At 56.7% G+C, this 25,598-nt stretch carries 19 protein-coding genes and 3 pseudogenes; 6 read left to right on the top strand and 16 right to left on the bottom strand.

What is annotated here, in order from left to right:
* Positions 1-64 precede the first annotated feature (64 nt).
* Positions 65-922: pseudogene (locus tag ECTOBSL9_RS06235) on the top strand (YifB family Mg chelatase-like AAA ATPase); the annotation flags it as partial.
* A gap of 152 nt (positions 923-1,074) precedes the next feature.
* Positions 1,075-2,811 (top strand): hypothetical protein, encoded by a 1,737-nt coding sequence (locus ECTOBSL9_RS16905; protein WP_168161538.1) that lies wholly within the window; start codon positions 1,075-1,077, stop codon positions 2,809-2,811.
* A 151-nt stretch (positions 2,812-2,962) separates the two neighbouring features.
* On the opposite strand, the gene ECTOBSL9_RS06220 is transcribed toward ECTOBSL9_RS16905, so the two are convergent.
* The gene (locus ECTOBSL9_RS06220) at positions 2,963-4,159 is read right to left on the bottom strand and encodes an IS4 family transposase (RefSeq protein ID WP_063464340.1); all 1,197 of its coding nucleotides are present in this window, start codon (positions 4,157-4,159) and stop codon (positions 2,963-2,965) included.
* A 145-nt stretch (positions 4,160-4,304) separates the two neighbouring features.
* Between ECTOBSL9_RS06220 and ECTOBSL9_RS06215 the strand changes: the two genes are divergently transcribed.
* Both ECTOBSL9_RS06215 and ECTOBSL9_RS16900 read left to right on the top strand, forming a co-directional pair.
* Positions 4,305-4,499 (top strand): carbon storage regulator, encoded by a 195-nt coding sequence (locus ECTOBSL9_RS06215; RefSeq protein WP_063466043.1) that lies wholly within the window; start codon positions 4,305-4,307, stop codon positions 4,497-4,499.
* 250 nt (positions 4,500-4,749) lie between these two features.
* Entirely contained in the window at positions 4,750-4,998 is a 249-nt protein-coding gene (locus ECTOBSL9_RS16900) for a hypothetical protein (RefSeq protein ID WP_156500052.1), read from the top strand.
* A 68-nt stretch (positions 4,999-5,066) separates the two neighbouring features.
* Here ECTOBSL9_RS16900 and ECTOBSL9_RS17435 read toward each other — a convergent pair whose 3' ends face one another.
* The 5 genes and pseudogenes from ECTOBSL9_RS17435 to ECTOBSL9_RS06195 all read right to left on the bottom strand — a co-directional run bounded on the left by ECTOBSL9_RS17435 (position 5,067) and on the right by ECTOBSL9_RS06195 (position 11,262).
* Positions 5,067-5,285: a hypothetical protein gene (locus tag ECTOBSL9_RS17435; protein ID WP_240481141.1), complete on the bottom strand. Its 219-nt coding sequence runs from the start codon at positions 5,283-5,285 to the stop codon at positions 5,067-5,069.
* Positions 5,286-5,330: 45 nt separating this feature from the next.
* Positions 5,331-5,456 (bottom strand): annotated as a pseudogene (locus ECTOBSL9_RS17430) (transposase); the annotation flags it as partial.
* A 65-nt stretch (positions 5,457-5,521) separates the two neighbouring features.
* Positions 5,522-8,116: a DEAD/DEAH box helicase gene (locus ECTOBSL9_RS06205; RefSeq protein WP_063464338.1), complete on the bottom strand. Its 2,595-nt coding sequence runs from the start codon at positions 8,114-8,116 to the stop codon at positions 5,522-5,524.
* 687 nt (positions 8,117-8,803) lie between these two features.
* Positions 8,804-10,213, bottom strand: a complete 1,410-nt coding sequence (locus ECTOBSL9_RS06200) for an IS66 family transposase (protein WP_205631997.1) — start codon at positions 10,211-10,213, stop codon at positions 8,804-8,806.
* On the bottom strand, positions 10,210-11,262 hold the full coding sequence (locus ECTOBSL9_RS06195) for an IS630 family transposase (RefSeq protein WP_063464336.1): 1,053 nt from the start codon (positions 11,260-11,262) through the stop codon (positions 10,210-10,212). Before ECTOBSL9_RS06195 ends, ECTOBSL9_RS06200 begins: the two co-directional genes overlap by 4 nt.
* Positions 11,263-11,611: 349 nt before the next feature.
* Here ECTOBSL9_RS06195 and ECTOBSL9_RS06190 point away from each other — a divergent pair, with 349 nt between their 5' ends.
* Together ECTOBSL9_RS06190 and ECTOBSL9_RS06185 are read left to right on the top strand one after the other, a co-directional pair.
* Positions 11,612-13,894, top strand: a complete 2,283-nt coding sequence (locus ECTOBSL9_RS06190; RefSeq protein WP_063464335.1) for an IS4 family transposase — start codon at positions 11,612-11,614, stop codon at positions 13,892-13,894.
* A gap of 181 nt (positions 13,895-14,075) precedes the next feature.
* Positions 14,076-15,212, top strand: a complete 1,137-nt coding sequence (locus ECTOBSL9_RS06185; RefSeq protein ID WP_205631996.1) for a hypothetical protein — start codon at positions 14,076-14,078, stop codon at positions 15,210-15,212.
* On the opposite strand, the gene ECTOBSL9_RS16895 is transcribed toward ECTOBSL9_RS06185, so the two are convergent.
* The 10 genes and pseudogenes from ECTOBSL9_RS16895 to ECTOBSL9_RS06145 form a co-directional block, all read right to left on the bottom strand.
* Positions 15,209-16,312, bottom strand: a complete 1,104-nt coding sequence (locus ECTOBSL9_RS16895; protein WP_156500051.1) for a hypothetical protein — start codon at positions 16,310-16,312, stop codon at positions 15,209-15,211. The two genes, ECTOBSL9_RS06185 and ECTOBSL9_RS16895, sit on opposite strands and share 4 nt — an antisense overlap.
* Positions 16,299-16,970, bottom strand: a complete 672-nt coding sequence (locus ECTOBSL9_RS06180; RefSeq protein WP_063464333.1) for a hypothetical protein — start codon at positions 16,968-16,970, stop codon at positions 16,299-16,301. Before ECTOBSL9_RS06180 ends, ECTOBSL9_RS16895 begins: the two co-directional genes overlap by 14 nt.
* A gap of 4 nt (positions 16,971-16,974) precedes the next feature.
* Positions 16,975-18,975 (bottom strand): hypothetical protein, encoded by a 2,001-nt coding sequence (locus ECTOBSL9_RS06175; RefSeq protein WP_063464332.1) that lies wholly within the window; start codon positions 18,973-18,975, stop codon positions 16,975-16,977.
* A 622-nt stretch (positions 18,976-19,597) separates the two neighbouring features.
* A complete protein-coding gene (locus ECTOBSL9_RS06170) occupies positions 19,598-21,235 on the bottom strand; it encodes an IS66 family transposase (RefSeq protein ID WP_063464331.1) in 1,638 nt (545 codons plus the stop codon).
* A gap of 59 nt (positions 21,236-21,294) precedes the next feature.
* Entirely contained in the window at positions 21,295-21,660 is a 366-nt protein-coding gene (gene tnpB / locus ECTOBSL9_RS06165) for an IS66 family insertion sequence element accessory protein TnpB (protein WP_063464330.1), read from the bottom strand.
* Complete coding sequence (locus tag ECTOBSL9_RS06160) at positions 21,657-22,040, bottom strand: helix-turn-helix domain-containing protein (protein ID WP_063464329.1); 384 nt, start codon at positions 22,038-22,040, stop codon at positions 21,657-21,659. The genes tnpB and ECTOBSL9_RS06160 overlap by 4 nt, the downstream gene beginning before the upstream one ends.
* 76 nt (positions 22,041-22,116) lie before the next feature.
* On the bottom strand, positions 22,117-22,257 hold the full coding sequence (locus tag ECTOBSL9_RS16890) for a hypothetical protein (RefSeq protein WP_156500050.1): 141 nt from the start codon (positions 22,255-22,257) through the stop codon (positions 22,117-22,119).
* A 51-nt stretch (positions 22,258-22,308) separates the two neighbouring features.
* Positions 22,309-22,710: pseudogene (locus tag ECTOBSL9_RS06155) on the bottom strand (transposase); the annotation flags it as partial.
* Positions 22,711-22,880: 170 nt separating this feature from the next.
* A complete protein-coding gene (locus ECTOBSL9_RS16440) occupies positions 22,881-24,230 on the bottom strand; it encodes a Fic family protein (protein ID WP_082829768.1) in 1,350 nt (449 codons plus the stop codon).
* A 225-nt stretch (positions 24,231-24,455) separates the two neighbouring features.
* Positions 24,456-25,454, bottom strand: coding sequence for a hypothetical protein (locus ECTOBSL9_RS06145; protein WP_156500049.1), 999 nt, complete (start codon positions 25,452-25,454; stop codon positions 24,456-24,458).
* Positions 25,455-25,598: the final 144 nt, after the last annotated feature.

Below are 25,598 nucleotides of genomic sequence, written 5' to 3'. Positions count from 1 at the left end.
TGCCACCGCCGGGCCACCGCATATAGTCTGCTGTCTCCAAGGACGAGACCCGATGGAAGGATCCATGAATCTTGCTGTCATCGCCAGCCGGGCGCAGCTGGGTATCCAGGCGCCTCCGGTGCATATCGAGGTGCACCTGGCCAACGGCCTGCCCAGTTTTGCCATGGTGGGTCTGCCCGAAGCGGCGGTCAAGGAGAGCCGTGACCGGGTGCGGGCGGCACTGCAGACCAGCGGCTTCGACTTTCCCGCCCGGCGCATCACCGTGAACCTGGCCCCCGCCGACCTGCCCAAGGACGGCGGCCGCTTTGATCTGGGCATTGCCCTGGGCATCCTGGCCGCCTCGGGTCAGATCCCCATGGCCTCCATCCGAAACAGCGAATTCCTGGGCGAGCTGGGCCTCACCGGCGAGCTGCGCCCGGTGCGCGGCGTGCTGCCGGCGGCCATGGCCGCCCACCAGGCGGGGCGCACGCTGGTCCTGCCCCGGGGGGATGCGGACGAGGCGGTGCTGGTGGAGGACGTGGACGTGATCGCTGCCGGTCACCTGCTGGAGGTGTGCGGGCATCTGTGTGGCGATGCGCCCCTGGAGAGTCATCCGCGCCAACCCGAGGGCACCGATGATGATCATGGGTCCGCCCTGCCCGACCTGGCGGACGTGCGCGGCCAGCCCCAGGCCCGACGCGCCCTGGAGGCGGCCGCCTCCGGCGCCCATCACCTGCTGATGATCGGCCCGCCGGGCACCGGCAAGACCATGCTGGCCAGTCGCCTGCCGGGGTTGCTGCCCCCCATGAGCGAGACCGAGGCCCTGGAAACCGCCGCCCTGCACGCCATCAGCCAGCAGGGGATCAACACCCGTCAGTGGCGCACGCGGCCATTCAGAGCCCCCCATCACACGGCCTCGGGGGTGGCCCTGGTGGGAGGTGGCTGTGAATTCCACGAATTAAGCCTACTACTCAAATTTATGGGTTTCTGGCACAGTTATCCCTCGCCAACCGTAAGGGATAACCAGTGGCAGGCCAGACGATTGATAGGATTCGGGAATTTCCCATGGATGGGCGACTATGGTGGGTGCGGTGGGTGGATCGCTACCACGCACCAAAGGGTGGCACCGCCACTCCCGGGGTGGAGGTATTCTTAAGCCCACTGGATATATCCCTTGGCGACCTGCGGAACGCCAATCCACATGAGATCGCCGCTCCGAAAAACCCTGTAATGCACCCACCCATCCCTGTATTCACCGGGTTTATACCTCGCCTCCCACTTGGGCTCGTTTTCCAGAATGGCATCGAAGTCGCAAACATACCCTGGCGCCAAGCTCGATTCGATCTTCACGAATTTACTCTGTCCGTACGAAGCATCTCCGACGAATTGCCCAGCAAACCCAGCTGGTGGCAATACCCATACCGAGCCATTAATCGGCGTGATTACCACCTCGGAGACCTCGCCGTAGCGGGGAAAAGCCAAGTAGTTGTTGTTGAATCAGCTGATTTCGTGATAGTCATTCCTTGTCACGAAGTGTTCCGAACGATGTATGCCCCACACTCCCATATCGCACTAGCCCTAACTTCCGGCCCCTGGGATTTAACTAAAACCCAGGTGATCGCCCCGGAAGGGACCGGCAAACTTGCGGACGGTCGCTGGGGTATCACGTTACGTCGCACGATAGGTGATATTTTTGCCAATAATCTGGCCAACCTCTGTATCTCGGAAACCGGCATCACCGCCGCAAATGGCATCTACACGCACCTACTGAAAGACGAAGGCGCCGGGTACTTGAATGCCCCTATTCCCTTCAATCTCTATAGACTCCGACTCAGCGCCAGGGGCTTATGGTTAAAAGGGGAGCCACCAAAGTTCTTGGCCCTAAATATTGTTGCCATGGACTGGCCCGACGCGCCGGCATTGGTAATCCACCGAGACAATAGCGGCATGAAAGGCGAAACTCAGACGCCTATTGCCAAGGATAAGCCCTACAGCAAACCTGGCACTCCCCCGCCTCCTGATAACAACGGCCTCATTGACACCAACTCTCAAGAAGACCCAATTGAGACTGCCCCGCTCACCAAGTTTACCCCGCCATCAGTCCTTTGGGGTAATCTTCCTGCGTGGACCCGGAAGCCCAAAGATGAGAGTTTTATTTATGAAACACGCTCAAACGGCGACACGGGTCCTGAGGTAGGAGGTGTATCGCCGGGTATCAGTTGGTCGGGCGATACTGACTCAGGCGCATCCGCCTACTCCGCATCATCAATGCGGAACCGCGATGTAAGTCAGCGCTTCTCTGAAGTCATCGATATGTTTGAAATGCTCCAGCGAACTGGAGCAATACAATCCTGGTCTGCCATCCCGCATCCTAGACCACAACTTCATATCGATTCCCTCCCGCTCTGGCACTTTCCGCTAAGGACCAAAGACAGCAAACGATTCATTCCCTTTGGCTACATCGAAAGACAGGAAAGAAGGCCACGTGGCGCCTTAGTTTGTGAATTACAGCTTGGGGATGAAACCATCTATTGGCTTGAGATCGAAGTTAGGTATAACGAGGCCGGACGCAAGGCACTTGTATATACCGTCTCTAAGGAGTTCTTCGAAACTGCCACGCTTAAGCTTCTCGAACTTGCGGCTCTCAATCGCGGCAAATGGCTGCCCTGCGACGAACTGATTGAGTTCGCGGGAGTATCGATGGCCGAGCCATGGAAGCACTCCTATATTGGAAGGTCCAAGCAAGGAGGTGGAGGGCGGTTGAATGAGAGCAGAGCACTAGATACTATTATCCGAGTATGTCTCCCAAGTGTCTGTCACGGGCATAGCTAACCGAGTATTTATATGTATTTACAGAAAGGGCTGGCCAATTTCACGATACCCTCGAGAACTTGGGAAATGGAGGAGCTTTGCCGCCGTTCGGTCCGGCTGTTAAAATGACAAAAATATAGGAAACCTTCGAGCCTGGGATATCCCCACGAAATCATGCAGGGATCCCAGCGGCAAACACAGTTCGTATGGCCGATCTGATGCGGTGTAAGGTGTCGTCGAGGATGTTGGCGGATTCCCGCCGCAATATCCTCAATCCCAGGAAAAAGTGGGATAACACCCGTCGCTTGGCCGTGTTCGGCTGGTAATGACGGTGGCGTCCCTCGTGCTCTGCTGCCAAGCCCACCAACCAGGCTGCGAAGCTGGCCAGGGCAGCAATCAGCAACAGCACATCAAATCGTTGCGCGGAGCGGGACCTGGAGCGATTCACGCCAAGTCCATAATGCTCGTTCTTGCTGGCTCGAAAATCCTCTTCAATCTGCATCCTCAGCGAATAGAGGGCTATCACCCGGTCGGTGATCTTCGACCCTCCTGGCAGGGAGGTAGCAATCACCCAGGGTTCCCGTTCGCCCGCTGCATGCGCGCGACTCTTGCCGCTCTGGGCACGCTGACCAGACCGGGTCGCATGAATACGCCCTTGGAGAGTCTTGCGCAGGCCATACACCTGGCACACCAACGAATCGTTACGAGTCATGGCAAAGGCACCCATGTGGGTCGGCTGATTCTCATCCAGCAAGCACCCCAACTCGCGGGTATTGAGCCAGGTGTCCTCGCCTGGCCGCGTCATCTGGACCAGGCCTCGCGCTCGGCCCACCCAGTCCCAGCCCAAGGCCTCCACGGCGCGAAACCAGGGTTTCTTGAAGCCGGCGTCCGTGACGATCACCGGGCAGACTCCGGCGGGCAAAACCTCCGAGAGGTGCTTCAAAAAATCCTCCTGAATCTGGCGGTTCGCGTACTTGGCCTGAGGGTGGCACTCCTGGTACAGGGTTCTTCCCTGGCCACCCACGGGCACCGAGACGCGCAACACGTGAATGCTCTCATCCACTGCCACCGGCGACCAATCCACCAGAATCACCGGGCGCTCTTCCTGGCCAACCAGCCAGTGAGCCATGGCCTGATAAACCGTCGCCGCCTCTTGATGCATCCTGGGGTTACCCACCAGCCGATCCATCTGCTTGATGCTCGCCTTTTCTGTGATCTGCCGCTGCGATGCCCGGCCAAGACCGGTAACCGAGGTGGTCTGCCCGTCCAGGGCCGCCGCCGTCGCGGTCAACAGCGCGTTGAAGCGGGTGCGGTGAATGGATTGACAAGCAACCCCCAAGTTTGCGTGAATCAGGTCCGTGGCGTGCATCGGCTTGTTTCGTGCTTCTTTTTCGGCTTCGTAACCTTAAAGAATCACGATCTTGCCGGTGCATGTCCACCCCTACCTCCTCTTATCCCACTGTTTCACAAGGAATTCTGCCTGCGAAAACGTGGGGATACCTCAGCCTTCGAGCATGAAGATCATCGATCTAACCATCAACGACCGCCTCCATATCGGTGACGATGTGGTTATCGAACCATTGAAGCGGAGTGGAGGACAGGTGAAGCTCGGTATTTCCGCACCACTTGATGTAGAGATCTTTCGCCAAGAGTTGTATGAGCACATTCAGATGCTGGAAGGGACCGAATGTCAAGCACCTGGACAATGATTGGTGCTTTGCGTTAATCTCACATCAACGTTGGCTGACGCCCGCATGCCAGAGGCTCGTCACATGCGTTTGAGATCGAAAAACGCAACCCTGAAACTCAGCGCCTGCCTTGGACGGCGGGGGAGTATTTTATCAGACCGGCAAGGAACCTGGTATGCGAGGGGTTTCGCAAGTGGGATGCGGCCGGGCCGGCTAAGTAAGCTCTGCAGGTTGCATCCTTATATTACTCACACCAGCGAGGAAAATGATGATGACGCAAGGCCGCCCATTCGAGTTTCCCGACCCAAATGATCGGAGCGTAAATAACCCACATGTTATTGTCGAAAGAAATGCCATCCTGGGCTTGTACAATCAGGCGAATCCTTCAAATCAGGCTTCCAATGTTTCTGAGTCGGTCAGGAAATGGTTCGAACAAGAGGCGATGGCTAGAGGCTGGGCTAAAGTGATGTTCCCTAATCAGAATACTGCCGTGCTGGAAGCAAATGTTGCTGTTTCGTAGGGCACACCGGTTATTCGGTTAATGAAATAGCTTAGGTTCTGTCTGAAAACTGAAGTTTCCGAGATCCCTTACGCTGCGAGATCCAGTAGCCGCGCAATCAGGGGTTTTTGTGGGGGTTTTGGCGAATCCAGGCAACGGATACCAAAACCCTCATCCTTGAGGCGGCGGGCGAGAGACCGGCGCAGGTCAGCGAAGGCATATTCGATGCGTTTACGGGTAGCGTAACGGCGTGGTCGTGCCTTTTCCAGGTGTTGGCCATACACCCAGGTGAGTGACGTGGCCATCATGCAGAAGTTTAGGTGGTTAGTGACCGCCTCAGGTGTACGGGTCTGTGTCTGGGCGCTGCCGATTTCCTGTTTGATCTCGCGAAATCCAGATTCAATTTTCCACCTGGCGCCATAGTATTCAATCACTTGCTGGACGGACAGGCAGGATCGGTGGCCACCTGGGCGATCCATTGGCGGTTCAACGGAAGACTAAGAGCACACGCACCTGGGCACGGCAGGTCATCGACGTCTGTTACCTAAGGCGTTTCCTCTAGATGATCGCGCGCGAGCCGTGTCTCAAGCCACCCACTTAGTCCTGTCGCATCTGCCTTCGCCTCTGCAAGTGCACTTGCAGCATCAGCTCTCCACGCCAGGTCTCCGGGCTCGCGAAAGCTCCGGCGCAATCGCCTGACTGTCTCCAAGACTGATTCTGCCCAACTTCGAAACTCACCTAGCTCCCAATAGGCTACCCGCACAAGATGTGGCATCGCTCCCGGCCTTGCCTTCTTGGCTGGTGTTACAAGTACAGATTGAATAATTCGAGCGTCTGCGGCACCGGGCACATGATGCCGTATCCAATCTGGATGTGATGCCGCTTGGCGCGCCTTCGTCGCATCAATTACCGCAGTGGTTGCGTCCGCATTAGCATGATCCTCGAAAACGATCACTATATCGCCAATTTGCCACCATGGATCAGGGGAAGCATCAGCCTCCCGTTTACCCGCCATGAAGCCAAGATGTTGGCCAAGCAGCACCTGTGCCTGCTCAAACAGCGCCCCACTGCGGAGTCCGTCACGGATTTTCTTCTCCCGTGCCGCAAAAGCGCGGTTGTGCACCGTCCCGAGCTTGTTTAGATAGCCCTCCAAGTGCTCAACCTGGAGCAGGTCGGTTGTCTGGCGATGTTCGTCGGCTGATGGGCGTTCACTGCTTCCATGCGCTAGCGCAACGAGCCAGGGAATCCCTCTTGCCGCATCTTTCGCCATCCTGAATTGGGTTCGTGCCTGAGCGCTCAAATCGACGTAGTTGTGCTCCGATGCAAGTTCCGCAGCACTCCCTGCAAGATAGTGCCACAGCGCGCGATATCCTCGCAGCTCGGGAGACTTTAATCCACCCAGTACGTCGCGGGCGGCTTCGTATGCCATCGCGTAGTCCTGACCCCACATCGCTTGCTGCCAAGTGATCTCGTGTTTCACAACCAAGGCCAAGTGATCCATTGCGGGAAAGGGCTCTTGGACCGCACTGGCCCTAGCCTCCAATATGTTCTCGTTGGCCGCCTCCCATTCCGATTCATGCTCGAGGAAAACACGGAAATTGTCTCGGAATGTGTCCACATCGACCTCGCTGGATTGATCTACTCCGAACTCAAGCTCAGCTTGCAACTCTGGATGGAAGTGTTTCCGCCTACGCCGATCTGTGAGGTAAGCGGGCAGATCCTCACCAGTGACAACGACTGCAGAGTAATCATTGAGACCGCGGGTACATCTCCCCACCGCCTGGAGAACACGGGTCTGTACTCGGTCATTAAATAATAGGTTTGCACCCATTCGAGTCATGAGGAAGCGCTCTTGAAGATTCGTAGCTCGCGGCAGACCTTCAACAAAAAGTAGACGGCAGTCATTATCTGGGAAGTCGATGCCATCGTAACGGTTTGCTACCACAGCAACTGCATTTTTCTTTTCTACAAAGTGTGTTCGGCTCGACTCAAGATCCTCTGCTAAGGAAACGGGAAAGCCTAAAGTTGAAATAACATCTTCCCGGACATCCGCAGCAGCCTCATTAGTCGGCGTCAGAACTAGGCTACGGCCAGCCGTACGCATTAGCGACCGGCGCAGGTCCACTGTTTCTTCCTCTGTCAGAGACTTCTCTGGAAAAATGAAAAAGCGACGACCAATACCTTGATGGTCCCACCCCTCAGGGATGGCCAGACGGGTAATATTGGCACGGCCAGTGAGTCGTTCTAAGTCACCACCCGCTCCCAAGGTCGCAGACATGAAGATCCGTTGCGTTGCCTCAGCGAAGGGGCGGTGCTTCCACGTCGGGGGGATCAGCGGCCGAATCATCACCTCTGAACATGCGACGTACACTTGGCATGCAACAAGGTGATCGGCCAGCATGCTCCACGCATACCGCTGCTCGCTCTCACCTACGCTTCCAGAAACGACAGAGCAAAGTTCTTGAGCGATTGTGGCTAACTTATTACTGGGTACCTTATCAACCCACATCATAGCGTCGACGCCATTATGTCCACCCATCAAGCGATTGTAACTGGTCTCCGACAGCACGCTTCTGAGAACGGCAGCGACAGCGTGGAATAGACCTTCATCCTCCCCAAAATTGCGAATACGGACTGTCCACTGGCTAGCAATGTAATTTTCAGCCGTATGAGCATCATCAATGAGGATGATATCTGGGTCATCAAAGAACGGATTGGTATTGAACAGACTATTATAGGTAGTGACAGCCACACCTTTTCCGTCTAGGTATAACGATCTGGCATCAGGATGATAGTTCCTAGCCGAGCCAGTAAATGCCTGCACAGACAGACCGTACTTTGACGACGCTTCATCGCATACTTGACCCACAAGTTGCCTAGTTGGGCAAAGGTAGACCACCCGCTCGCCATACTTTCTCCGCCGCCACTCGGCGAGTAACAGACCAACGAGCGTCTTTCCGCTACCGGTAGGCAGCTGGAGAGCCACATCTGAGGCATTTAGCGCCTCGGATACATATGTGCGTAGCACCTGTCCTTGATGATCGTATAAGCTGGCGTGCTTGCGACGCGGCAGGTCTCGAAAAAGCCGGTCCGGACCCTCTGGGGCAGGAACGTGAGTGGAAGGTTTTTTAAACGCCATAAAGCCTCATCAGAACTGATATTTTTGTGCTGACCCAAGACACCAATATAAGGGAACCTCTATTAATTGCTTGCCGCCGTCAGTAAACCATTGATTTTATTGGGTGAAAATTCCGGCAAATCGAATTAATAGAGGCTCCCATAAAGCTTGCATGCCACCGTACGCCCTACCCACTCCCGTGCTGGACCTATCGTCCGCACTCCCGCGGTGATATCAACGCAGATGTTGGGTTGGCCGACTCTCTGAAGCCTCCTGCATTCTCTCCTTCGCCTGCAACTTCAGAACCACCAATAGCCGGAACATTGTATCAGCTAACATTAGCACATCTTCACCATCGTGCCCTATCGCATGGCTCTGACAGTGAACCTGAATATGATCATCACGATTAGGCAGTCGCCCATTGGAAGCCCCCCGCCGCCTATTACAAAAGGCCATTTCATCCAACAACCTGCGCCCAACACGGGTGACCTTGCCAGAACGCGGTCCTCGGGGAAACTCGCCTCTCCAATGGTCATCGACACTTAGCCGCGGGCGTACTTGCCCTCCCACTGAGTTTCGCCCTACTGATCCACCGCATGGACACGAATGAATTTGCTATTAACCCGGCAACCAAATAGCTACACTGCTGCATATTGAATGGATCCAGCTCGGAAATAGCTCGCAACCCGCTTGGGCAGTTGTAGCTGTTCAGGCTGTCGCAGCCAGCCGCAGGACTTCGAAGGGGTTCTGTCCGCGTAGCTTGCTGGTTTCCCATACCGAGCGAATGATGCAGAAAGCCCGGGTGCCACCCATGGCCCGGAAGCCGCCAATCACCTTCAGCTTGACCTTGATGGGGCGCACCATCCGCTCGGCGAGGTTGTTGGTGAAGGGGATTCGCCAATCGGTCAGGAAGCGCCAGATGGACTCGCGAAAGTCACGCAACCTCACGAGCAGGTTGGTGGCGGGATGCTGCTTGATACGCCGTCGGCTGCCATCGTCAGGCACTTTGACCGGCTTGGCCGCCAATCCCTCGGCCACCTGTTCGTCGTAGGCCTTGAGAAAGGAGTCGACCTGGTCGCTTGGCAAGGTGGTCAGGCCCTTTGCCTTGGCCTGTGCCACGGCGTCATTGGCCTGGAGCAGCGATTCTCGAAGCAGGCGTGGCCAGAGATGGCCGGTGAGCTCATCGCTGTAATTCAATTCTCGAAGATGATGGGCATTGCACAGGACATGCTCGCAGTCCTTGTAGCGCCAGTAGGGAGCCCAGTGATCATGCACCGCCACCCCTTTGAAGTGGGGAAGAATACCGGCCTCATCCATGGCCTCATGCCCCCGCTTGGTGTGGGCCGTGTAGTACACCGCATCGGTCGTGGCGGCCACGTGGAGCCAGTGCAGTCGACCCTGCACCCGCAGCCCGCTCTCATCGAAATGGGCCACGGCGGCCTGACGGATCTGGTCACCGGCCGCCTGATAGGTCGCCTCCAGGCCATCGGCCATCCCCAGAATCCAGTTCTGCAACGTTCCTGCGGAGGGCGCCACGCCATACTGGTCTCCCAGAATCTGACTGGTACGCTGCAAGGCGACAAAATGCCCCTGGTTCAGGCCAATCGCATAGGCCTTCAGGCGCGGACCATAGCTGATGTTGGGCGTCACACCCGCCGGAAACTCGCCCAGATGGCGACGGCCACAGCCGCACACCACTTGCATCCGTCGGAATTCGGTATAAATGGCCCGGGGCTCGGGAATTTCAATCTGCTGGCGACGTTCCTTCATCGTGGCCGGCAACACGCCCAGATCGCAACCACACGCACAGCGACCCTGGGGCAGCAGTTCCTCCACCGCATCCGGGTTATCCACCATCTGCCGGGTCGCGCCTTTGTGGCCTTTTTGGCCACCACTGGATCTTTGGCCCTTTTGCCGCGGTTGGGCCGGACCTTTGCGTGGACCGTCCGAGGATGGCGGCTTGCTGGAGTTGCGACTGTTCTTCTCGACCTTCTTCTCCAACTCGGCCAATCGGGCACTGAGCGTCTCCAGCGCATCGAACAACTGCACGATCAGCGCATCCTTCTGCGCATGGGTCATGCCGTCGAGTTCTGCTTGCGTGGGGCGCTGGAGCTTCATACAGGGCAGGATAGCCTATCGAGGGGAAAATGGGCAGACTGCGGGCAGGGAGCCTGAACAGTTACGGGCAGTTTTTGCAGTTTGCGAAGATGAGACAGTGCTTTCTGTTTCAATTGATCCTTGTTTCGCGCTGGCGGACCTTTGTGAACGCCTGCTTTCAGGTCACAGTTCAGATACTCGTCAGGATTCAACTCAGGAGAATACGGTGGTAGATAAAAGACTTCGATCTCAGCCGTATGATCGCTTAGCCATACTTTGACCTTGCGCGCATGATGAACTTTGAGATTGTCCAGAATCAGAAATATCTTGCACTCACTTCCCCTGATCAGGCGTCTCATGAAATCGATCAGCAAATCCGCATTCATGTTGTCTTCATAAATGCGAAAACGAACTTTGCCTTGATTGGTCACCGTCGAGATTAGATTGATGGATGCACGCCTGGCGTTCTGCCTCAACACCGGCGTTTGACCCTTGGGTGCATAGCCACGCACGTGCTGGCAGTCCGTCCTCAACCCCGTCTCGTCTCCCCAGTGGATCTCCGCCCGTTCCGCCTTGGCGCGGCTCTGGATCTGGGGATAGTCCACCGCCAACCACTGTTGCACATCTGCCGCGCGCTGCTCATAGGCTTGTTTCTTTGGCGTTTGCACTGTGAATCCCCACCGCTTGAGGTATTCACCCACCGAACGAGTCGGCATCCGCAACCCGGTCTCCTGCCTGATCAACTCCTGTACCGCTTCTCGCGACCACAAGGCATAGGGCATTTCCAGTTGATCAGGCGTGTGCTGCCTTAGTAGTTCTTGCAGATCGGCTTCTTCATCCGGTGCCAGCTGTCTACCAGAACCCAGACGGCGACCTCGTTGTTGGCGAAGCAACGACTCCACACCTCCTTCGCGATACTTTGCCAACCAGCGGCCTACCGTCTGATAATGAACGCCCAGCTGTTCTGCAATCTCGCGCTGACTCAAGCCGTTCTCGGAAAGACGAACCGCCGTCTTGCGCTTCTCTTCCTGCGCCGCAGGGTGTAGGGTTCTGGCATCATCTTTTTTCATGCATCAAATCATAGCACAATGTGGATCTATTTGGTTGCCTGGTTAATACCTCAAAACCTACCCGTGCCTTGTTTATCTGAACTTCTCCCCTCACTGGCTGGCGACACCTCATCCTCAGCTCTTTGGGTCATACGCGATTCTGCGGTGAGGAACAGATGAGTTTGCCCAATTGCGTGCTGATGAAAATCTATGGCATCCCAGCGCGGGCAGGCATTGCCGATGAGGCCCGGCCCACACATGGTATGCGCCCCTTGCGTGAACACGCTCAATCTGATGGACCACCTAGAACCGCCCTGTACCCACATCTCCCGCTGGACAAACCCATGTCGGAGCGGTTACATTGCCCGGCATGCGAGAACAGAATCAGATCAAGCGTACGCTGAGTGAACCCGAGGGTGTTGCCCGGGTGCAAGCCCTGATGCGGGAGTGTCCCGAGGCGCATCGCACCGGGATTGCGGATCAGGTGTGTGCCGCGTTCGGCTTTGTGGACGCGCGTGGCCGTTTTCAGCGGGCGAGTTGCTTGAAGGCCCTGCGGTCGCTGGAGCGCGCGGGACGGCTGACCTTGCCGGCGGCGCGCACCCAGCCGGGGCGGCGTGTGGAGCGGCGACTGGGTGAGGCGGTGGCGACGCCCGTGGGTGTGGGCAGCCAAGTCACTGAGCTGGTGGATCTGGCCCTGGTGCGCGTGGATGATGCCGCGCATCGGGCGATCTGGAACGAGTTGATGGCCCGCGAGCACCCACGCGGGATGGGGCCGCTGGTGGGAGCGCAGATGCGTTATCTGATCGGCTCGGCGCATGGCTGGCTGGGGGCGCTGGGGTTTGCGGCCTCGGCACTGCAGTTGGCCGCCCGTGATGAATGGATCGGCTGGGACCGTGCCTTGCGCGAAGCGCAGCGCCATCGGGTGGTGGGGCTGAACCGCTTTCTGCTGCGCCCGGGGATGGCTTGCCGGAACCTGGCGTCGTGGGTGCTGGGCCGGGTCCTGCGGCGGCTGGGTAATGACTTCGAGGCCTTGCATGGGTATCGTCCCTGGCTGGTGGAGACATTCATTGAGCCCCCACACTCGGGTGTGAGTCTGCGGGCCTCGAACTGGCGCCACGTGGGCGACACCTGCGGACGGGGTCGTCAGGATCGTAGTCATGCCGCGGCCGAGACGCGTAAGGCGATCTACCTCTATGAGCTGGAGCCCGATTGGCGCATGCGTCTGGGCGTGGGTCCGGCCCCGGCGCGGCGCGATGGACCGCTGGCGCTGGCCGAGGGCCTGGATGCGGCGCATTGGGCCGAGCATGAGTTTGGGGGCGCGCCCTTGGGAGACAAACGCTTGACGAAACGATTGGTGGACAGTGCCCAACGCCAGGGCGAGGATCCGATGCGTGCCTTTACCGCCGTGGCCCGGGACGACTGGCCGGCGGTGAAGGGTTACTACCGGCTGATCGACCAGCCACCGGAGTCGGAGGTGACCCCGGAGCATATCCTGGCACCGCATCGCGAGCGCACGCAGCGCCGCATGCAGGCGCAGGCGACGGTGCTGTGCCTGCAGGATGGCACGGATCTGAACTTCACCACGCATCCACAAACCCGGGGACTGGGCGTCATTGGCACCAACCAGACCGGGGCCCAGAGCCTGGGTCTGCACCTGCATTCGACACTCGCGGTCAATGCGGACGGGCTGCCCCTGGGGGTGCTGCACGCCCAGTTCGAGGCCCCGCAGCCGCGAGGCGACGAGGCGCCAACGCAAGAAGAGAAGAAGAGCTTTCGCTGGATCGCTGGCCTGCGGGACACGGCGGCCCTGGCGGCCACCCTCCCGGACACCCAGGTGATCAGTGTCGCCGATCGGGAGGCGGATGCGTTCGACCTCTATGCCGAACAACAGCAACACCCCCAGGTGGGTCTGCTGGTCCGCGCCAAACACAATCGCCGGCTCGCCAATGGGCAGCGCCTGTTCGATACCGTTCGCGACACCGCGATCTGCGGGCAGGTGGTGCTTGAGGTGGAAGGACAGAGCCTGCGCACCAAGACCAGCAAGCGTCCCGCCCGCCTGGGCCGGACAGCACGCACCGCGGAACTGGCCCTGCGCTACTGCCCGGTGACGCTCCGTGGCACAACCGCCGGCGCCGATCAGCCCATCACGGTGGAGCTGACGGTGGTCCATGCCGTGGAACTGGACCCACCCACCGGGGTGGAACCCATCGAATGGTTCGTGCTTACCACGGTCGCGGTCTCCTCGGCCGAGCAGGCCGCTGAGGTGCTGCGGTGGTATCGTTTGCGCTGGAGAATTGAGGATTGGCATCGGGTCCTGAAATCGGGCTGCAAGATCGACGAACTCGGCCATCACAGTACCGAACGCCTGGAGCGCGCCATCGCCATCCGCCTGGTCATCGCCTGGCGCGTCATGCTCATGACCCTGCTCGGGCGAGAGGCCCCGGAGTTACCGCCCGACTTGCTGTTCTCGGACATCGAACTGCGCGTCCTGGGTGATTACGCCCAGTCCCGACGCCGGGAACGCCCCACCCGCCTTGCCGACACTGTGCGCGAAATCGTCATCCTTGAGTGCTATCGCTCACCGCCCGGGAGCATTACATTTGCCAACTCAAAGACGAACCGAACCGCTACGGCTCTGCACTGCGGCTGTTGACACTCCCTCGCGACGAGATAGGGCGGCTTTGCAATAAAAAATGCGTCAGATAACTTTTCAAGATTGGACTCAAGGCAGAACGGTACCGGCGATCGGTACGAATTCTGGCGCTCCCGAGCTCCCCTTTCAAGGATGGAGACACTTTAAGGAAGCATTTGCGCCGGAGTTGGTGGAGACAGCCGTGAGCAGTGCCAACGGTCCGGTGCTGCGTTGCTTGGATCCCTTTGGGGGTTCCGGCACGACAGGCTTGGCTTGCCAGTTCCTCGGCGTGCATCCCGTTATGGTTGAGGTGAACCCATTCCTCGCGGATCTCATCGAGGCCAAGCTCCAAAGCTACGACCCCGACAGCTTGGCGACTGATCTCGGTCGAATCGTTCGAGCATCAAAAAAAATCGTCCTAGACTTGGACTTGGACGAGATTTATTGCGGTGCCCCAGCTACGCTTATTGAGCCGGGACTAGGCGAGCGATGGGTTTTCGATAGGGAAATAGCAGAGAGGATCGCTGCTCTCCGACTAGCCGTCAACTCCCTTGAGAACGAAGCGCACCGGAGACTCTTTCGAGTACTGCTCGGCGGCATTTTGGTACAAGCGAGCAATGTCATAATCAACGGGAAAGGGCGTCGTTATCGACGCGGCTGGAAAGATAGGCCACGCTCGCCAGGCGAGGTTGATCAACTATTCTGTAATGCCGCAAGACGCGCCGTGAGCGAGGTATTCCGCTACGGCAATCGCTCATGTGCTACCTACGATATACTCCGAGGGGACTGTCGCCGACTAGTCGCCGATGCAGGAACCTACGACATTGCTGTCTTCTCGCCACCCTATCCCAACTCTTTTGACTACACAGACGTTTACAATTTAGAACTGTGGATGCTGGGATATCTTATGGAGAGCCCGGCAAATCGCGAGCTGCGCGCCTCTACCTTATGCTCTCACGTTCAAATTGCACGGGACTACCCAACGCCTCCCGTTGGCTGCGGGCAGTTGCTAAGAACGATGGAAAGCCTTGAATGTACTCGCCCCAAACTGTGGAACCGCTGGATTCCCGAGATGGTCGGCGGATATTTCAGCGATATGGTCGGCGTCCTTGAGGGAATCTATACATCACTCACGCTTGGTGGAAGTGTCTGGATGGTCGTAGGGGATAGCAGATACTCGGACATTAAGATCGAGACTGGCGAAATTCTTGCCGAGCTGTCGGAGAATATAGGTTATGAGGTGGTCAAGGTCGATCCTTTCAGATCGATGCGTGCCTCCGCTCAACAGGGAGGGGGAGCTGAACTCTCAGAAAGCTTAATCGTATTAGCGAAGCGCTAGCGATTATCAGACATTTGCTTTCGATACTTCTTTGAACTTGAATAAATGTACCAACGCCGTAAAGCCACATCGGCTTTAGCAGCAGCGTGCTTAATATGTGCAAAACACAGTTCATCGCCAATGTCTTCGGCACGCATATCGAAGCAGCACAACGCAGCCGCCCGGCACTGCCTGTCAACCCTGTACGCTAGCGCTTGGTCCAGGCCCGACTGCACCCAGCGTTTTATCTCTGAATCCGATTGCGCGACCCCGTTCGAAGTTTGGCTTCGTAAAACCTTTAATTCCAATATAGCATGCCGAATAATCTCTCCGTTACCTTCAGTGCTTGGCTCTTCTATCTCGAGATCAAGTCGTCCGGACACTCCAACCTGTTCATGGCGAATTATGCAACTGGGGAATGCAGTCGCTAAACCAACTTTCAGCTGCGCTTGAACGATGTATTCGGCGCGGGAATCTGGCAAACATCGACTACTGTCCCGCCAGAGTTTGACGGGATGAATCTGCGCCTCGGGCGTAACAAGGGAAGTTCTGTAGATATGATCGATAACTTGGAATATTTGCGTCAGCGACAGATCGTTTACCTGAAGCTCGAAAGAGCGACAGGATTCTGGCACTTCCAAGCCAGATTCATAATATCGAACGGTTGGCGCTGAAGTGCGCGGGTCAAAGATTATGGCAGGCACGTGGCCTAGCTTAAAATCCTCAGTGATGGAACAAAATAGCGCATCATCGTCATCATTAAATCCCAGATCAACATATCTACCTGCATTAGGAACGGCGCTTACAAACCAGATCCGCCCCGAAACCTGAGTCAGCCCATTATCGAGCATTGGGGCTCTCTTGATGCCAGAACAACCCATGTCTAGCTTGGGATTCGGCTCCAGAAGGAACACGGCCGGTCGTTTAGCATCAGAATGCGCCTCCGGCTGTAGCCTCCGGCGCCGAATTACACGTGTCACACCGTGAACGAAGCGAACCTTGGTAGGAAGCCCTTCATCTGCCCCAGCACCGGCAAACTCAGTCGCAGTTAAAGCGAGATCTTCATCGGTCCAGGGGCCAAGGCGCGTAGTCCTTTTTTCCATCATGTTACCGTCTGCCATCCATTTTCCGATGCAAGTGACGGACATAGAGATGGATCTTCTCTCCCGAAGTCATTCCTCGTCCGTTTGCTACGAGACGATCAAAGCTCGAAGCAGCATTCGCACTAAAGTTAACATCCCGCCACTCCGCGAAATCCACGATTTTCCCAGAGTCGATTAATGGGTCCGCATATGTGGCGTCCTCGGCCAAAGCCCCGCAAAACTCTGCTTCATCAAGCGCCGCCAGCGCATAAGCGAGTTCTTGAATAAACTTATGCGTCCTATCTTCTTCTGGAAATTCCAGAATTTGCCTTAGAACTGGGTTGGCGAGCCGAGCATACAATTGATAGGAACCCTCAAGTCGCCATCGGTGGCCCTCATCTTCGAGGTGATCAAGGCCTGATATATGAGCGAGCCCAAATCCCACGAGACGATCTAAATCCAACTGAAGCCGCGGATAAAAAGGACCGCCGCGTCGTTTAAGGATTTTTCCGTCAAGTGGATGGAGTTCCCAGACGGGCGCCAGAACATTTGAAAGATATGCGAAGGCATGTAGCTTAAGGATAGGGATAGGTGTTAAACCGGCCACCTCCGCTGTCGACAAGAGGATGAGTAAACGCGTGCGACGCGCGAGCGATGCAAAGTGCTCATCAGGACCGATACGGATTTGGCCCACCATCCAGCTACTCCTTAAACTCAGAGTTTAGTAAGCGGTTGCGGACGTCCTCATATTCAGTACGAAGAACCTGGACTGCGGCGGTTGGTCGGGCGAGTTCGAAAAGATCCACTACTCGGGTTCTACGATTAGCCGTAGTGGTGGTTTTTTGCAAGAGGTCAGGAATTAGCCGACCCTCTACTAGATTGGACGTAATAACAAGTCTATTCTGCGTCTCTGGATCTGCGAAACGTCCAAGCACATCTGCAGCTCTTGACACAAAAACCGCATCCAAGGATGATTCTGGAGCATCGATTACTAGACTGCCTGCTTGGTTAGAAGCAGATACTTTTATTAGGGCCATACGGAACGCCAAGTCTATAAACTCTCTTTGACTTTCCGATACCTGCTCCGGGCCCGTGCGTGACACTGCTGCTGAAAAGTCGGCACCCGTCATCTCAAGTTCATATGCCGGAAATTCAAAGAAATCCCCTGTCTGACCTATCCGTGCTCGTTGCGGAGACCAGACGAGATGACATGTCTCAAGCAAGAATCCTGACGCGAACTGATCGAAGGTAGTTTTAATTTGCTCACTCTTCCTGACGATTTGAAAATTCACTTCCTCGACGAAGCTGTGGAAATCACGCCTCTTCTCAGCCAGACCCGACTTCAGTGATAATACCCGCGCCCGCATTGCCCGAAGTTCCGACCGTTGCTCGTGCAATTCGGCTTCTTCTGGTGGAAGACTACGAACAAGACGGTCTATCTTTTGCGCTCGTCTTGAGGTGGCTGCAGTCAGTGACTCAATCTCGCGGCGAATAGTCTTGTAATCTTTCTCGGCAGCCTCAAGGTGTTCGCGGGCGCCAGACAGGGCTTTCTCGGCGCCTAGTAGTGCGGCCTGCGCCTTTTCAATACGCGCAGAGGCCATCTCTGATGGTGTAGTTGTCGCAGATGTTCCCGAGAGATCAGTATTGCAGACGACACACCGCGCATTGATTATCCGATCTTGATAAGCTTGCATGGCATCTGGGGCAACATTACCGCAAACCAGACAGTCGCTCTCCGTCAGCAGGTGGGCAAGTATGTAGCGTGCTGTCTCAGATTTTTCTGGGAATTTTGCTTCAATGGCAGATAGCTTCGCACGTTCGTAGTTGCGAAAACATGACTCGCGCTCCTGCTCAAATGTTAACAGCCTAAGTCGCGCCTCAGCTCGCTGAGACTCAACGTCAACTAACGCCTCATCAACTTCTTGGCGCTTAGCCAGGTCGATCTGCTGTAGATCCCCGAGCGTTTTTAACTCCTCCCTCACTCCGCCACTCTCAGCGACAGCAGACTCGGCATCAGAAAGAGTCGATTCCTCCTTGGAAAGCGCTGCACCTAGGTTGCGCACCCGACTGTCCAAGGCGAGGATCGATCGCTCTCTCTCGGTCCATTCTTGGGCGACGCTCGGTTGAAGAAAAAGGAACCGAAGAATCTGTCTTTGTGCGGTAGCGTCCCACACAAGTGCACGACGATCCTCGAAGTAAAAGATCAGGTGTCGCAGCAGGAGAATCCAGTCGCCGAAAGACCAAACGCCAACGCGGGCTTTAATCTCATTCTGGAAGGCGTCTTCGGTCGCACCTTTATCTTCGTCGTTGACGAAAAAAGATATCAGCGCTAGATCACTAAGCCGGCGCTCTATTCTTAGGCGATCATCACCCAGCCGAATAGCTAAGGTAGCCGTGGCTCCAGCCGCACCATCGGCGACGCGCTTAGCAAAGATGCGCCTTGCAGACGAGCTCAACTTCGTTGGTTTAAGTTTCACACTCCCAAGCGGGCCCCGATCCGCGAGACCTGGGATTTCCCAAGGACCGGTGAGTAGGCGATACAGGATTGTGACAAGAGTGGTTTTCCCGAGACCGTTTGTGCCAAGAATGAGCGTTAGGCCAGGAGCAAAATCAACCCGAAGGCCATCTTCCCCGTCAGGTCTGCCCGGATAAAGCCCATAGCCCGAGACATCTAGATTTTCAAAGATGGGGAAATTTATCATTGTTCTTCCGATAACTGTATCTAGCTTTCATCCTAGCGAGTTAAACCGAGCGGAGGCCGCATACTATCATTAAAAGCAATAGCGCCTCTGCTAGGGTGGTGAGAGGCTGAGCGCTTTAAGCCCTGACAAAGACCGACCGACTGAAGTTGCGTTTCAGACAAACCATTAAGGCTAGGCCAGATTCTCAACAGCTTGCACCTTATGACCGGGAGAACCCACCGTCGATGTGGCCATGCCCCTAGTTGTGAAGGGCATGGCCTCCACAGGGGGCCCGGCGACGAGGACAACCAAACAACGGCGACCTCGAGTCTAAATAATTCCTGTCACAAAGGGCAAATGTTTCGGGGTTGAGAGAGGGGGGTCCTCGCTTCCAGCCAATGCCGTTAATTTAGGCGATAGTGAACTGAATTTGTTGAAATAATTGAAAATCCAAGCAAGCCAAAGACGCTCCGAGCGTGAAAAACGTGTTGACCAGCCTACAAAAACCCGCTTGCCCCTATCCTGAATCCGTGACCAACCCCGCCCGGAACCCGGAAATCGCCCCCGTGTTCCCCGACGGTCATGGTGTGCCAGATGGCCGGTGGTAGGCAGAGTACGTCCGGTAGCCCCGTATAGCCAGTCTTCACTCCCCGCTGGCATTCTCCCCGCAGGCCTGGGTGCGCGGTTCCCAGTGATAGGGCAGCAGTTCGTGGAGGCGATTGGCGGGATGATCCTGGATGCGCTCAAGCACATCGATCAGATAGTGACGGGGGTTCACCCCGTTCTGCTTGCAGGTCTCCAGGAGGGTGAGCAGGATGGCCAGGGCGTGGCCACCATTCTCCGAGCCGGTGAAGTTCCAGTTCTTGCGGCTCACGCACACCCCGCGCAGGGCACGTTCGCCGCGGTTGTTGTCGGGCTCCAGGCGGCCATCCTCAGTGAAGCGCATCAGGGCCTGCCAGTGGTTGAGGACATAACCGATCGCCTTGGCGAAGTCTCCCCGGGGCGGCAGGCTGGGCAGGATGCGGTCCAGCAGGCGACGCAAGCGCTTGAGGATGGGCACCGTGCGGCGCTGGCGGGCCTCGCGGATCTGCTCGGGGTCCGTGATCCCCTGTTCGCGCAGGCGCGATTCCACCTGGTAGATCGCCGTGATCAGTTTCATCACCAGATGCACCCGGCCGCGTTTTTTGTGTTTGCGGGCGATCTTTTCGAACGGGCGCCTCGCATGGGCCCAGCAGGCACACCAGATCAGCGCCTCCTGGATCCGCTCGGCGTTCAGGTAGCCCGCATAGGCATCGGCTTGCAGATATCCCTGGTAGTCACGCAGGTGTTCCAGCGGACCTTCCTGGGATCGGTTGGTGGTGTAGTCGTAGAACACCGGGATGATGCCGTCCTCCCGCCCGCGGCCCAGGTAGAGCCACAGGCGACAGGTTCGGGTTTGTCGTCGGCCCTTTTCCAGTTGCGGCACCGTGGTGTCGTCGCTGTGAACGACCGGACTGGCCAGGGCATCCTGGCGAACGAGGTCGGCCAGCGGGGCCAGGACCGAGGCGGACAGCAGCACGTAGTCGCACAGCCGCTGGCGGGGAACGTCGTAACCATCCCGGGCCAGCTGCTGGCTGATGCGGTTGAGCGGCAGATGATCGGCGAACTTGCTGATCACGGTGTGGGCCAGCAGGCTGGCACCCACCTGGGCGCCGGGGATCGGTGGCGAGGGGCGCGGTGGAGAGACGATGGTGCGCTCCCCGTCATCCCCCTGGATCGCATACTTGGGCACCTCGTGGCGCTTCACGTACAGCTGCCCGGGTTGGTACTCCAGGGTCTCGGTCACCTCGACGCCGATCTCCACCAGCGGGCCGCCGTTCTGGGCTTCCAGTTGGGCCCGGGTTTCGTCGTCGTAGTCGTAGCGCTGCGTCTCCCGGGGCAATTCCGGTGGGAGGACACGGCGACCTCGAGGGGGCTGGGTCTTGCGCCGCTTTTTGGGCGCCTCGGTGGTTTCTTCTTCGTCTTGCTCGGGGATCGGAGCTTCCTGCGGGTGGAAGAGATCCTGCTGGAGGTAACAGCCACGCTCGGAGCTTTGCCCGAAGCGTTTGCGCTGGGCCTCAAGGACCTGGCGCTTGAGATTCTCCAGTTGTTCGCTCAGCTCATTGATCGTGGACTGCTGCTGGGCGAGTAGCTGGGACTGCTGCTCGATGAGTTGATCACGGTCCGCCAGGGCAGCGCGGGACTGCGATTCGCGCAGGCCGGAAGGCGGTGTCATCAGGCCTTGTGCAGTGCCGTTCAACATGCCTGCGTTTTACCATGATGAGACCGCTAAGTGTCTGACTTATTGATGGTATTTATCTATCAGCGGGTGGCTGTGGCAAGGCATTTTCGAGGGGTTTCCAGGCGCAGCCAATCGATGCCCTCGAACAGCGCCTGCATCTGGCTGCGGGAGAGCCGAACCTCGCCGTCTGCATCCCCATCGACGTGATGGAGCCACTTGAATCGTCCCTTCTCCAGGCGCTTGTAGATCATCACAAAGCCCTGGCCATCCCAGTACAGGGCCTTGAGCTTGTCCCCGGCCCGGTTGCGGAAGACGAACAACTCCCCGCTGAGCGGATCCCGCTCCAGGACCTCGGCGATCTCGATGCACAGACCATCGAAGGCCTTGCGGAAATCCACCGGCGCCACTGCCAGGTGGATGGCCACGCCCGTGGGCCACGCGATCATGCCTCCAGGACCTCCATGGCCCGTTGCAGGGTCTGGGCGCAAAACCCCGGATAGAGCTCGAGCCGACGACCGTGGCTCAAGGTCACCACCACCGGTCCACCGGGCTGCGGCGACAGGTCTGCGGGATCAGGGTCGTCCTCCACCGTGCGCACCGTCAAAAAGCGCTGCGTCCCGACAGCTGGCTTCGAGGGCGAATGCTCCACCTTGGCCTCGGTCGCGGCCACCACCCATTCCGGATAGCGCACTGCCCACTGCGATAACTGCTGGGGTGTGACCCCGTGCTGACGGGCAAAGGCCGCCTTGCTCTGGCCTGAAGCCGCCCACTGTTGGACCAGATCCTTCCAGAAAGCGCGCTTGCGCTGTCGGATGCCTCTGTTCATGCCGGCACATCTCCTTGGTTGCTTGAGATCGTGCCGGTGACGATGGGGGATCAGGTTGGGCTATGGAATATGGGGGCTACCGGACAGGTACCGATAACTGCTGGGGTGTGACCCCGTGCTGACGGGCAAAGGCCGCCTTGCTCTGGCCTGAAGCCGCCCACTGCTGGACCAACTCCTTCCAGAAAGCGCGCTTGCGCTGTCGGATGCCTCTGTTCATGCCGGCACATCTCCTTTGGTTGCTTGAGATCGTGCCGGAGACGATGGGGGATCAGGGCGGGCTATGGAATATGGGGGCTACCGGACAGGTACCCACAGACTGGAGTATGGTGTCGGCGTCCTTGTGCCAGACGAAGGGTTTGGGATCCTCGTTGTAGATCTTCAGGTAATGCCGAATGGAATCCAGGAGATCTTTGACACTGACGTGGGACTGGCGCTTGAGCCATTTCTCCGTGAGCGTGGCGAAGAAGCGCCCCACCAAGTTCAACCATGAGGCAGAGGTTGGGGTGAACTGCACGTGGAATCGCGGATGATCAGCCAGCCAGTCCTTGACGGCTTGCGTCTTGTAGGTGCTGTAGTTGTCCATGATCAGATGGACGTTCAGGTACTTTGGGGTATTGCTGGCGATGGTACGCAAGAACTCCCAGAACTCCTGTGTGCGGTGGCGCGGCTTGGCAACCAGAGATTCCCCCAAAGGGCGCGTTCGTTCAAGCTCCCCGAGCCCCCCCTCAAACCTCACCCTGCGTGATCATTCCAGCCGCAAACACCCTCAGTAGGGGTGATCGTACTCATTCAATCATTGCGAAATCCACCCTAGAGTACCCGGACCACACCCAACGGCATTCACTTATTATTAGATGCAAGGTCAATAAGACTGTTAGCGATCTTAGCCGCCAGCATTGTCGTCGACAGATTTTCTATCACTCCATCAATCCGTCTTGCATACCATTCATCACCGGCGCCAAGCTTCGTTGTCAGCTCGACCGCATAGGGCGCCTCATGTGAGACCCCCTTCCATTTTGGAAACCCTTCAGGATTTCTTTTCGACCACAACAGTGAGGGACCGCCTTCGTCAGTCAATTCTTGAAGCATTAGCTTACTCCTAAAACCTACGTAAGCCAATCGGGTTTGAGTAGCAAAACCAGGAATCAAAATACTAACTATGAACGCCCACGACTTCTGCGCAGATTTCCCATCGCAAATAGCTAAATAATCGTCAAGATCTAGTGGCGACTCAAAAATCTTAACAGACACCCTCCCATTCAGCGGCTCAATCTCAGACTGCAGCTTATGCTCAATTGTTCTAGCTAGAAGATTAATGCTCGAGTCCCAGATATTAAACTGCCTCTGCTGTTTTTGTCGGATCCGTTCTTGTATTGGACTATATCCCTGTTTTTTCCTAGCTGATAGCTCTAACCCAATCAACGCCCCATCTAAGCGCTCGAAAATCAGCTCGAGAAAACTACGAATATCCCCCCCATCATCCGATTCGGAAAGGGCCTCAATGTATCGATCTTTTTCTTTTTTCTTTATGATCACAGGAGGATAACCGGATCTCACCAATTCTAGATTGGTAATCGCTCTTGCAGTTCGACCATTCCCATCGATAAATGGGTGTATGTGAGATAACCAGGCATGCAAGATAGCAGCCCTAATTGGCGCTGGTAGCGTCGCATTCTTTTTCGACCAGTTTTCCCAGTCCTCCATCGAGTCCATTACCTCATTCCAGGTCTTTGGTGGGGTGTGGCTTGAACCGCTGATACGTACTGGCTCCGCTCGAAAGACCCCGGCACCAAGTCGATCACCAAGGATTAACCCATGTAGCTCTTTAACCTGACTAATATCTGTAGGACTCTCAGCTTGTCTTGCCATGACAGTTAGCCGCTGTAGAGCTTTATCCAACGACAGCGCGTCCCTGACGTAAGCTGGATCATGCCCAGTGATAGTAGTACCCTTTAATACAGCCAACTCAGTCTCACCTATCGAGAGGGTGCTCCCCTCAATAGCGTTGGATTCGGCAACCTGCTCAAATCTTTTTTCTCCGTAGTACTCTTTGATCGTATCTTCATTTAGTGAGCCATGTGCACGCAGCAATGACACGCGCTCATCAAGCTCCGTCACTCGTTGTGTCACTTCATTTTCAGCCTCATCATCTAGCAGGTAAGGCGAGCCTTCAAGGCTAATTGCGTTCATTATCTGGTTTCCTAGTCATGCTCGGCTTCGTGGGGGCCCCATGGAGGCATAATTGCGAAAATGCCGTCCCAGCGCCGAAGGCGCGGGCACGTTGGGTGGATTCGCACAGATACCTCTACGAATTTGATCTCTGAGGATCTCGGCTTAATTCAAAGTCAGACTATCAGAATCTGCAATAACTCGGTAGGCCGATTTCCATCAGCCACATCGCGACTAATACCCTCATCAGTCGGTCACTTCTTTGCTAGAGATAGACAAATGATGTCGTACTGCGTCTTGAGTCAAAGGCTGCACCTTGTTCCTGCCCTTAAACAGGAAGCCGTTCACTCCTTCTGTGGAAGAGGGAACCCAGCGTTTTAACAGTTTTGCAAGACGCCCCTCAACACGTAGTTCGTAGTTCTTTGGCCAAAGTAGGAAACCTTCCGAATCCTCCAAAACATCATTTTCTGTCAACGTCAGAATCTCCTTGGCTGGAACCCGATAAAGAGCGGCCAGCAACCCCACCAGCAGTGCCTTGGCCCTAAGCTCGTTAGTCTCTGCCTCAAGTTGTTTGACCATGGCCTGTACATGCTCGACAAGTTTACGATCCTTTTTCAGCAGCGAGGCCTGAGGTTTATACCTTAAGTCGAGTAATACTCCAGAGCCCTCTCGCAGATACCGAACAAAAGCGCTCAAGTTGGCGGCCTGTCCGGGATGGCGTTTCAAATAGCGTTGCAGGCCTGCCTGCGTTAGCTCTCCCGGAGAATTCACACCGGACGTTTCGAGAAGGCCACCAGCGGCCGTCTGATACATCCTGATTGTCTTTCGCTTGAGCGACGGCCCTTTGCGGTGCTGGAGCTCTTCAACGAAGCGTTGAAGATCCAAGGCCCAAGGCCGATCTTGCCATGACTGGGCCTGCAGACGGATTCTCTTTGTCTCGATCATATCTTCAAGAGCGCCCGCATCCCACTCGATCTCCAGACGCTCACAGAGGAACGAAACGATGAGAAATCCTCGCCTGAGCCGTTCTGCCCCGAAGATATTGAATAAGTGGCTCTGGGTGACCTCACCAGGCGCCATGCAGTGACGATCAATCTCTGCGAAGAATACGGCGTATCGGTCAATCCGGGCGGTCATGTTGCCTGCTTCCTTGCGCAATTCCTCCCACGCGCAAAAGGCCTCGAATAACGAACGCACCCAAGTTTGTTCCAGCAACTCCACATTAAGCCTGACGCGACGACGCACCCTGTCCTTCAGTGCACAAGCTTCACATCGTGCAGATCCACCACCCGGCACATCGGCACCGCACTCAGGGCAGGAATGCCGCACTGGTTCCTCGGCGGCGCACTGCCAACATAAGGAGCGTCCGGCTTCATCGCGCTGTTCCAC

Origin of the sequence: Ectothiorhodospira sp. BSL-9, assembly GCF_001632845.1 — a bacterium.
Classification (GTDB): domain Bacteria; phylum Pseudomonadota; class Gammaproteobacteria; order Ectothiorhodospirales; family Ectothiorhodospiraceae; genus Ectothiorhodospira.
This window is presented reverse-complemented; position numbering and strand designations above follow the sequence as displayed.

Bases quoted from the DNA above. Each gene is read 5' to 3' on its own strand.
- ECTOBSL9_RS06215 (WP_063466043.1), top strand. From the start codon at position 4,305: ATGAAGATCATCGATCTAACCATCAACGACCGCCTCCATATCGGTGAC.
- ECTOBSL9_RS06220 (WP_063464340.1), bottom strand. From the start codon at position 4,159: ATGCACGCCACGGACCTGATTCACGCAAACTTGGGGGTTGCTTGTCAA.
- ECTOBSL9_RS16900 (WP_156500052.1), top strand. From the start codon at position 4,750: ATGACGCAAGGCCGCCCATTCGAGTTTCCCGACCCAAATGATCGGAGC.
- ECTOBSL9_RS16440 (WP_082829768.1), bottom strand. From the start codon at position 24,230: ATGAACGCAATTAGCCTTGAAGGCTCGCCTTACCTGCTAGATGATGAG.
- ECTOBSL9_RS06175 (WP_063464332.1), bottom strand. From the start codon at position 18,975: ATGATAAATTTCCCCATCTTTGAAAATCTAGATGTCTCGGGCTATGGG.
- ECTOBSL9_RS06200 (WP_205631997.1), bottom strand. From the start codon at position 10,213: ATGAAGCTCCAGCGCCCCACGCAAGCAGAACTCGACGGCATGACCCAT.
- ECTOBSL9_RS16895 (WP_156500051.1), bottom strand. From the start codon at position 16,312: ATGGCAGACGGTAACATGATGGAAAAAAGGACTACGCGCCTTGGCCCC.
- tnpB (WP_063464330.1), bottom strand. From the start codon at position 21,660: ATGATCGCGTGGCCCACGGGCGTGGCCATCCACCTGGCAGTGGCGCCG.
- ECTOBSL9_RS06190 (WP_063464335.1), top strand. From the start codon at position 11,612: ATGCGAGAACAGAATCAGATCAAGCGTACGCTGAGTGAACCCGAGGGT.
- ECTOBSL9_RS06205 (WP_063464338.1), bottom strand. From the start codon at position 8,116: ATGGCGTTTAAAAAACCTTCCACTCACGTTCCTGCCCCAGAGGGTCCG.
- ECTOBSL9_RS06170 (WP_063464331.1), bottom strand. From the start codon at position 21,235: ATGTTGAACGGCACTGCACAAGGCCTGATGACACCGCCTTCCGGCCTG.
- ECTOBSL9_RS06160 (WP_063464329.1), bottom strand. From the start codon at position 22,040: ATGAACAGAGGCATCCGACAGCGCAAGCGCGCTTTCTGGAAGGATCTG.
- ECTOBSL9_RS16890 (WP_156500050.1), bottom strand. From the start codon at position 22,257: ATGAACAGAGGCATCCGACAGCGCAAGCGCGCTTTCTGGAAGGAGTTG.
- ECTOBSL9_RS17435 (WP_240481141.1), bottom strand. From the start codon at position 5,285: ATGATGGCCACGTCACTCACCTGGGTGTATGGCCAACACCTGGAAAAG.
- ECTOBSL9_RS06195 (WP_063464336.1), bottom strand. From the start codon at position 11,262: ATGAAAAAAGATGATGCCAGAACCCTACACCCTGCGGCGCAGGAAGAG.
- ECTOBSL9_RS06180 (WP_063464333.1), bottom strand. From the start codon at position 16,970: ATGGTGGGCCAAATCCGTATCGGTCCTGATGAGCACTTTGCATCGCTC.